Below are 8,493 nucleotides of genomic sequence, written 5' to 3'. Positions count from 1 at the left end.
CTGGCCCGCGTAACCCAGGTCACCGCCTTTAGTGGCCGAACCCGGATCCTGAGAGAGCTCCTTGGCCAGGGCCGCAAAATCCTCACCTTTGGCCAGGCGCGATTGAATCTCCAGGACCTTCGACTTGGCCTGGGCATCGCTCACCTTGTCGTTCACTTCGATCAGAATGTGCGCGGCACGACGCTGCTCGGCCAGGTTGCCGATTTCCTTTTGATAAGCCGCCTGCAAATCGGCATCCTTGACTTGAACCTGATCGAAGAAGGTCGATTTCTTCAATTCGATGAAGTCCAGGACCACCTGCTCGGGGCTCATGAATTCTTTGGCGTGTTCGTCGTAGTGAGCCTTGATCTCGTCATCACTGACCTTCGCCGAAGCAACGTCAGCGGTGAGCGTCAGGGTGGCGAAATCGCGGGTCTGTTTTTCCAGACGGGCGAACGCATCAACCTGAGCGTCGGTCACGAAACTGCTGCCCGCCAGACCGGCGCGCACCTGACCGATCAGCATTTCCTGAGCCATCATCTGGCGGAATTGCAAACGGCTGAAACCCAACTGGCGAATCACCTGATCGAAACGATCAGCGCTGAATTTGCCGTCGACCTGGAATTCAGGCGTCTGCAAAATCTGCTGGTCCAGCGCGGCTTCCGAGAAACCGAACTTGGCGTCGGCGGCGCCTTGCAGCAACAGTTTGCGATCGACCAGGCCTTTCAAAGCCGAGTCATGCAGCATTTTTTCGTCCAGCAGTGCAGGATCGAAATCCTTGCCCAACTGCTGAGCGAGCTGCCGGCGTTGCATTTCAACCGCCTGGCTCAGCTCGTTTGTCGTGATCTCTTCACCGTTGACCTTGGCAGCATCCTGACTGGTGCTGGTGGCGCGGAAAAGCGCGTCGAAACCGGTCAAGGCCATCAATGCCATGATGACGCCGATGATCGTCTTGGCGATCCAGCCTTGGGAGTTGTCCCTGATATTCTGCAGCATTGCGTCCCCCAGAAACGGTTGTACTGAATTAAACCAACCGCGAGGCGTGGGTAGAATCCGGATAGAAGAAAGGCGCATCCGAGGATGCGCCTTCTCGTTACTGGCGGAGCGGTCGGGGCTCGAATCCGCGACCCCCGGTTGGTGCATCGACCTGTTGGCCGTTCGACCTACCGCTCCGCAGCCAGGACAGGAATGACCCTGGCCTGGATGGGCAAAGGCTCGGAAGAAACTTAGTTGACAGCTTCTTTCAGTGCTTTGCCAGCTTTGAAACCTGGTTTTTTGGCTGCAGCGATTTCCAGCGTCTTACCGGTCTGAGGGTTGCGACCGATACGAGCAGGACGATCTGTAACGGAGAAAGTACCGAAACCTACCAGTACAACAGAGTCGCCAGCCTTCAGAGCGCCAGTGACGGATTCGATCACTGCGTCCAGCGCACGGCCAGCAGCAGCTTTCGGGATATCAGCAGATGCAGCGATAGCATCAATCAGTTCCGACTTGTTCACTCTAAGTCCCCTTATATCTATATTGAGTATGTTTCTAAGTTTTTTGGTGTTAAGCAAAACGAGTGCTGAATGGCCTACAGACACTTTAAGAGCCGCTTTATAACAAGGGCTCTAAAAAGCTGTCAAGGAAGGCCATGCAGACTAATGCGTGCTAATTCTTTCCTTAGCGTCAGACTCGCGTTTTTCGTCCTTGGCTACCAGTTCGGGAGCCACATCCGGCAAGGGCTGTGGCGCGTATTGCAGCGCAATTTGCAGGACCTCGTCAATCCATTTAACCGGTTTAATCTGCAAGTCCCGCTTGATGTTGTCCGGAATTTCTTTCAAGTCCCGTACGTTCTCTTCCGGAATGATCACCGTTTTGATCCCGCCACGGTGTGCCGCGAGCAGTTTTTCCTTCAAACCACCGATGGCCAAAACCTGCCCCCGCAGGGTTATTTCACCGGTCATCGCCACGTCAGCCCGCACCGGTATCTGTGTCAGCGCTGAAACAAGGGCCGTGCACATGCCTACGCCTGCGCTAGGGCCATCTTTAGGCGTGGCGCCCTCTGGCATGTGGATATGCGTGTCGCGCTTCTCATGGAAGTCCAGAGGGATTCCCAGGCTTTTGGCACGACTGCGTACAACAGTCAGTGCAGCCGTGATGGATTCAACCATTACGTCGCCCAATGAACCGGTCTTGATCAACTGACCCTTGCCCGGAACGACAGCTGCCTCAATGGTCAGCAATTCTCCGCCAACCTGAGTCCATGCCAGGCCGGTTACCTGGCCAATCTGATCCTGTTGCTCGGCCAAACCGTAGCGGAATTTGCGAACACCGAGGAAATCCTCAAGCATTTCGGCCGTTACGCGGATAGAGAAGCGTTTTTCCAGCGCGTGTTCTTTAACCGCTTTACGGCAGATTTTGGCAATCTGACGCTCCAGGCTACGCACGCCCGCCTCACGGGTGTAGTAACGGACAATGTCGCGAATCGCTTCTTCGTCAAATTCGATTTCGCCCTTTTTCAGGCCGTTGGCTTGAATCTGTTTTGGCGATAAGTACTTGACTGCAATGTTAATTTTTTCATCTTCGGTGTAGCCAGGCAGACGGATGACTTCCATCCGGTCCAGCAGCGCCGCAGGAATATTCATCGAGTTCGCGGTGCACAGGAACATCACATCGGAAAGGTCGTAATCGACTTCCAGGTAATGGTCGTTGAACGCGTGGTTTTGCTCCGGGTCCAGCACCTCAAGCAACGCCGACGCCGGATCACCGCGCATGTCGCTGCCCATCTTGTCGATTTCATCAAGCAAGAACAGCGGGTTGCGAACCCCCACTTTTGTCATCTTTTGTATCAATCTTCCTGGCATCGAACCGATATACGTCCGGCGATGGCCACGAATTTCCGCCTCATCCCGCACACCGCCCAAGGCCATGCGCACGAATTTGCGATTTGTCGCATGGGCAATGGACTCGGCAAGGGAGGTTTTACCCACACCCGGCGGTCCTACCAGACACAACACCGGACCGCGGATTTTCTTCACGCGCTTTTGCACAGCGAGGTATTCGAGAATGCGTTCTTTGACTTCATCCAGACCGTAATGGTCTGCATCCAGAATGTCTTCCGCACGGACCAGGTCCAGACGCACTTTGCTCTGAGCCTTCCACGGCACCTGCACCAACCAGTCGATGTAGGAACGAACCACCGTGGCTTCAGCCGACATCGGCGACATCTGCTTGAGCTTGTTCAGCTCAGCCAGGGCTTTGGTCAGGGCGTCCTTGGGCAAACCGGCCGCATCGATACGTTTTTTCAGGTCTTCAATTTCGTTGTGGCTTTCGTCGCTGTCGCCCAGTTCTTTCTGAATGGCCTTCATCTGCTCATTCAGGTAGTACTCGCGCTGGCTGCGCTCCATCTGCTTCTTGACGCGACCCCGGATGCGTTTCTCGACCTGCAACAGGTCAATCTCGGCATCCAGCAGCGCCAGCACGTGTTCGACCCGTGCAGACAGGTCAACGATTTCAAGGATTTCCTGCTTCTGCTCGATCTTCAGCGCCATGTGGGCAGCCATGGTGTCAACCAGACGCCCAGGCTCATCGATGCTGTTTAACGAAGACAGGACTTCAGCCGGAACCTTTTTGCCCAATTGCACATATTGTTCGAACTGAGCCAACAGGCTACGCACAAACACTTCGGATTCGCGGTCTGGCGCATCGACTTCGTCGATCAGGGTAACTTCAGCACGGCAGTGACCATCGACTTCAATGAAGCGTTCGACAGTGCCGCGCTGCTCGCCTTCGACCAGTACCTTGACGGTGCCGTCAGGCAGCTTGAGCAATTGCAATACCGTTGCAACAGTGCCGACGCTATAAAGGGCCTCTTCACCTGGATCGTCGTCTGCGGGATTTCTTTGGGCAAGCAGGAGGATTTGCTTGTCACCGGTCATCGCTGCCTCAAGGGCTTCGATAGACTTCTCACGCCCCACAAACAGTGGGATGACCATGTGCGGATAAACCACAACATCGCGCAATGGCAAGAGAGGCAATTCGATGGTTGTCTTCATGATTTCGCCCCTACGGCGGCCATAGGCCGCGGACAGATGGAATTAAGCTTGGAACCAAGATGGGGGTAGATCCCCAAAAAAACAAGCTTTGGCGCAGATAAAGAAAAAGGGGCCCGAAGGCCCCCTTTCAACACATACGCGTGCAGCAGTTTCACTTATGCGTCTGGAGCCGCCTTGGCAGCCGGCTCTTTGTTTTCGTAGATCAACAACGGTTTGGACGTGCCCTCGATGACGCTTTCATCGATCACCACCTTGCTCACTTCGGATTGCGAAGGGATCTCATACATGGTGTCGAGCAGAACGCCTTCAAGAATGGAGCGAAGACCCCGAGCGCCGGTTTTGCGCTCAAGCGCACGTTTGGCGATGGATTTCAACGCGTCAGCACGGAACTCTAGGTCCACGCCTTCCATTTCAAACAGTTTTGCATATTGCTTGGTCAGTGCGTTTTTCGGCTCGGTGAGGATCTGCATCAGCGCAGCCTCATCCAGTTCGTCCAACGTGGCCAGAACTGGCAGACGACCCACGAATTCCGGGATCAGACCGAACTTGACCAAATCGTCAGGCTCGACTTCACGCAGCGACTCGCCGACCTTCTTACCCTCTTCCTTGCTGCGAACTTCGGCGTTGAAACCGATGCCACCGCGAGTAGAACGGCTCTGAATAACCTTTTCGAGGCCCGAGAAGGCGCCACCGCAGATAAACAGGATGTTACGCGTGTCCACTTGCAGGAATTCCTGCTGTGGGTGCTTGCGCCCGCCCTGGGGAGGAACAGAAGCCACGGTGCCTTCGATCAATTTCAGCAGGGCTTGTTGCACGCCTTCGCCAGAAACGTCACGCGTAATCGAAGGGTTGTCGGATTTGCGCGAAATCTTGTCGATTTCATCGATGTAGACAATACCCATCTGGGCCTTTTCTACGTCGTAATCACATTTCTGCAACAGCTTCTGAATGATGTTTTCCACGTCTTCACCCACATAACCGGCTTCGGTCAAGGTGGTGGCGTCGGCGATGGTGAACGGTACATTGAGCAAACGCGCCAGTGTTTCGGCGAGCAACGTCTTGCCGGAACCCGTAGGGCCGATCAGCAGGATGTTACTTTTACCCAGTTCAACATCATCATTCTTTTTGTCACGCTGATTCAGGCGCTTGTAGTGGTTGTACACCGCTACTGCCAAAACCTTTTTCGCACGCTCTTGACCAATCACATACTGATCAAGAATGCCGCTGATTTCTTTCGGCGATGGTAATTTGTGCGCGCTGCTTTCAGCCTGGGCTTCTTGCACCTCCTCTCGGATGATGTCATTGCACAGGTCGACGCATTCGTCACAGATAAAAACAGAGGGGCCGGCAATCAATTTGCGCACTTCATGCTGGCTTTTGCCACAGAAGGAGCAATAGAGCAGCTTGCCGTTGTCCTCGCCGTTGCGAGTGTCAGTCATTCGATCGATCCAATCCGGTAGGCTTGCAACACAAGATGAAGGCTATTGCGGGCTTTTTCAAGTCCGCAGGTGGTCAGTATTTCCGACCACCCACGATTGGGCTGCTTACTTAGCCATTTGACGCTGAGTAAGTACCTGATCGATCAGACCATATTCAGCAGCGCGTTCGGCGCTCATGAAGTTGTCGCGATTGGTGTCTTGCTCGATCGTCTCAATCGATTGCCCGGTGTGGTGAGCCAGAATTTCATTCAGGCGCGCACGAATGGACAGGATTTCCTTGGCATGGATGTCGATATCCGACGCCTGCCCCTGAAAGCCGCCCAACGGCTGGTGAATCATCATCCGCGAATTCGGCAGGCAGTAGCGCTTTTTAGCGGCGCCACCCGCCAACAGCAAGGCACCCATGCTGCAAGCCTGACCGATGCAAATGGTCGACACGTCTGGCTTGATGAACTGCATGGTGTCGTAGATCGACATACCTGCAGTCACCGAACCGCCTGGTGAGTTGATATAAAGATGGATGTCCTTGTCCGGATTCTCGGCTTCAAGGAACAGCAGCTGCGCGGCGATCAGGTTGGCCATGTAGTCTTCTACCGGACCTACCAGAAAGATCACCCGCTCCTTGAGAAGACGCGAATAGATGTCATAGGCGCGTTCGCCACGGGCGGACTGCTCGATAACCATCGGGACCAGGCCGCCAGCGGCTTGGATGTCAGAGTTCTGCTGAATATAAGAATTGCGGGACATGTCCTGCATTCACTCCCAAATAGTCATTTCTTGAATACACATAAGCCAGCGCGAAGGCTGGCTTATGGGTGTTTTCGAACGAAAGATGAAATCAGTCGGCTTGTGGTGCTTCAACCGGCTTGACAGCTTCTTCGTAGGAGACCGATTTGTCGGTCACGCTAGCTTTCTGCAAAACAGTATCCACAACTTGCTCTTCCAGCACAACCGAACGAACCTCGTTCAGTTGCTCTTCGTTCTTGTAGTACCAGGACACGACCTGCTCAGGCTCTTGGTAAGCCGATGCCATTTCCTGAATCATTGAACGAACGCGGGCGTCGTCAGGCTTGAGGTCGAACTGCTTGACCACTTCAGAAACGATCAGGCCCAGCTCTACACGGCGCTTGGCTTGCTCGGTGAACAGCTCTGCCGGCAGTTGGTCAGGCTTGATGTTGCCGCCGAACTGTTGAACAGCCTGCACACGCAGACGATTGACTTCGTTGTCGAGCAACGCTTTAGGCACGTCGATCGGGTTGGAAGTCAGCAAACCGTCCATTACCTGATTCTTGACCTTGGATTTGATCGCCTGACGCAGTTCACGCTCCATGTTCTTGCGAACTTCGGTGCGGAAGCCTTCGACGCCCGTTTCCTTGATACCGAACTGAGTGAAGAATTCTTCGTTCAGCTCAGGCAGTTTAGGCTCGGAGACGGTGTTGACGGTTACAGTGAACTCGACTGCTTTGTTAGCCAGATCAAGGTTCTGGTAGTTTTCCGGGAAGGTCAGGTTCAGAACGCGCTCTTCGCCGGCTTTAGCGCCAACCAGGGCCTCTTCAAAGCCAGGGATCATACGACCGGAACCCAATACCAACTGGGTACCAGTGGCCGAGCCGCCAGCGAATACTTCGCCGTCAACCTTGCCCACGAAATCGATGCTCAGTTGATCGTCGTTCTGGGCAACACGCTCAACGACTTCATAACGAACATTCTGCTTACGCAGGATTTCCAGCATTTTGTCCAGATCCGCGTCAGCCACGTCGGCACTCAGACGCTCGACAGCGATGGAATCGAAGCCTGCAACCGTGAATTCCGGGAATACTTCAAAAGTAGCCACGTATTCCAGGTCTTTACCTTTTTCGAAGGTTTTAGGCTCGACAGACGGTGCGCCAGCCGGGTTCAGCTTCTGCTCAACCACTGCTTCGTAAAAAGTTGCCTGGATCAGTTCGCTCAAGGCTTCCTGACGGGCGCCGTCTTCATAACGCTGACGGATAACGCTCATAGGTACTTTACCAGGACGGAAGCCTGGGATCTTGGCACTACGGGCCGCTTGTTGCAGACGCTTGTTGACTTCAGTCTCGATGCGTTCGGCAGGCACGCCAATGGTCATGCGGCGCTCAAGAGCAGTAGTATTTTCAACAGAAACTTGCATGGATATTCCTCGTTGCACAAACGTTAGCCGGCCGTTTCCGACCCCAGAATCAAGGGCATGCATTCTAGTGGGTCAAACTCAAGAAGTCACCCTACGGAAAAAGGGTAAATAAACGGCGTGAAATGCAACCGGCGCGAGGGATCGACGACGATCCTTGTGAACAGCTGAGGTGGGCCTGCAGGCGAAGCGTCTGGCGCCGCCCTGTCTCATATAAATAAGCAGGAAACCCCCGACTCGCGACTATCCGCAACCCCACCAAAACCGCTTGCCAAAAAACATGCCTGGCGGCAGAAAAAACAACCTGAGCAGCCAACGCCAGGGATAAACCCAATATGCTGATACAAAAAAACCGCACTAGGCGGCTTCTTTTTCCTTGCGAATACATCATTCGCAAAGCTGTATTTGGTGCGGACAGAGGGAACCTAGCTAAACGCTGAAACCCTTGCTGCATAAGGCCCGACGAATCGAACCCTTCTCCAATGAACTTAGCGCTGCCTGAAACAGCAGGCGCGGGACCATTTTCGCCAAGCCGGCCCGGCGCGCATCGTACACAATCGTACTGTCAGTGGCTATAAACGATGCCTGGCTCGGTGAATCGCCGAACAATCACGAACTCCCTTGGCGGTGCTTCTTCATCTGTAGCCTCTCCGTCCATCGTTCGCGAACGGAGAAATATCAGCGCAGATGTAGCTCTTCGTCTGGCAGCGGCGCTTGGCACCACCGCGCAGTTCTGGCTTAACATCCAGGCTTCCTACGATCTGCGCAAAGCAGAGATTGAAAAGGGTGACGAGATCGCCAGAGAGGTTCACTTATTAAAGTGCTGCGCCTGAGCGCAGTCCGCCCTGAAATTGTCAGCCGAAGCTAAGGGGGCGGTGGGAAACAGTGAGAT

Annotated in this window: 6 protein-coding genes and 1 pseudogene; 1 reads left to right on the top strand and 6 read right to left on the bottom strand. The window is 54.3% G+C overall.

The window, feature by feature from the left end; all coding sequences use genetic code 11:
* From JWR17_RS08145 to tig, 6 genes are all read right to left on the bottom strand, one after another.
* A partial coding sequence (locus JWR17_RS08145; RefSeq protein ID WP_299830089.1) for a SurA N-terminal domain-containing protein occupies nt 1-975 on the bottom strand: 975 nt, incomplete at its 3' end.
* A 230-nt stretch (nt 976-1,205) separates the two neighbouring features.
* Nucleotides 1,206-1,478, bottom strand: coding sequence for an HU family DNA-binding protein (locus JWR17_RS08140; RefSeq protein WP_002552737.1), 273 nt, complete (start codon nt 1,476-1,478; stop codon nt 1,206-1,208).
* A 141-nt stretch (nt 1,479-1,619) separates the two neighbouring features.
* The gene (gene lon, locus JWR17_RS08135) at nt 1,620-4,016 is read right to left on the bottom strand and encodes an endopeptidase La (protein WP_299830087.1); all 2,397 of its coding nucleotides are present in this window, start codon (nt 4,014-4,016) and stop codon (nt 1,620-1,622) included.
* A gap of 155 nt (nt 4,017-4,171) precedes the next feature.
* The gene (clpX, locus tag JWR17_RS08130) at nt 4,172-5,455 is read right to left on the bottom strand and encodes an ATP-dependent Clp protease ATP-binding subunit ClpX (protein ID WP_299830085.1); all 1,284 of its coding nucleotides are present in this window, start codon (nt 5,453-5,455) and stop codon (nt 4,172-4,174) included.
* Nucleotides 5,456-5,560: 105 nt separating this feature from the next.
* A complete protein-coding gene (gene clpP, locus JWR17_RS08125; protein ID WP_297835915.1) occupies nt 5,561-6,202 on the bottom strand; it encodes an ATP-dependent Clp endopeptidase proteolytic subunit ClpP in 642 nt (213 codons plus the stop codon).
* Between the two features lie 91 nt (nt 6,203-6,293).
* Complete coding sequence (tig, locus tag JWR17_RS08120; protein WP_299830082.1) at nt 6,294-7,604, bottom strand: trigger factor; 1,311 nt, start codon at nt 7,602-7,604, stop codon at nt 6,294-6,296.
* Between the two features lie 638 nt (nt 7,605-8,242).
* Between tig and JWR17_RS08115 the strand changes: the two are divergent.
* Nucleotides 8,243-8,434, top strand: a pseudogene (locus JWR17_RS08115) (HigA family addiction module antitoxin); the annotation flags it as partial.
* Nucleotides 8,435-8,493 lie beyond the last annotated feature (59 nt).

This window comes from Pseudomonas sp. (genome assembly GCF_028293835.1).
Taxonomy (GTDB): Bacteria; Pseudomonadota; Gammaproteobacteria; order Pseudomonadales; family Pseudomonadaceae; genus Aquipseudomonas.
Note: the sequence above shows the minus strand (reverse complement) of the source record. Positions and strands in the feature narration are given on the sequence as shown.

What these genes read in the sequence shown, in the direction of transcription:
- tig (WP_299830082.1), bottom strand. Translation starts at nt 7,604, where the DNA reads ATGCAAGTTTCTGTTGAAAATACTACTGCTCTTGAGCGCCGCATGACC.
- lon (WP_299830087.1), bottom strand. Translation starts at nt 4,016, where the DNA reads ATGAAGACAACCATCGAATTGCCTCTCTTGCCATTGCGCGATGTTGTG.
- clpP (WP_297835915.1), bottom strand. Translation starts at nt 6,202, where the DNA reads ATGTCCCGCAATTCTTATATTCAGCAGAACTCTGACATCCAAGCCGCT.
- clpX (WP_299830085.1), bottom strand. Translation starts at nt 5,455, where the DNA reads ATGACTGACACTCGCAACGGCGAGGACAACGGCAAGCTGCTCTATTGC.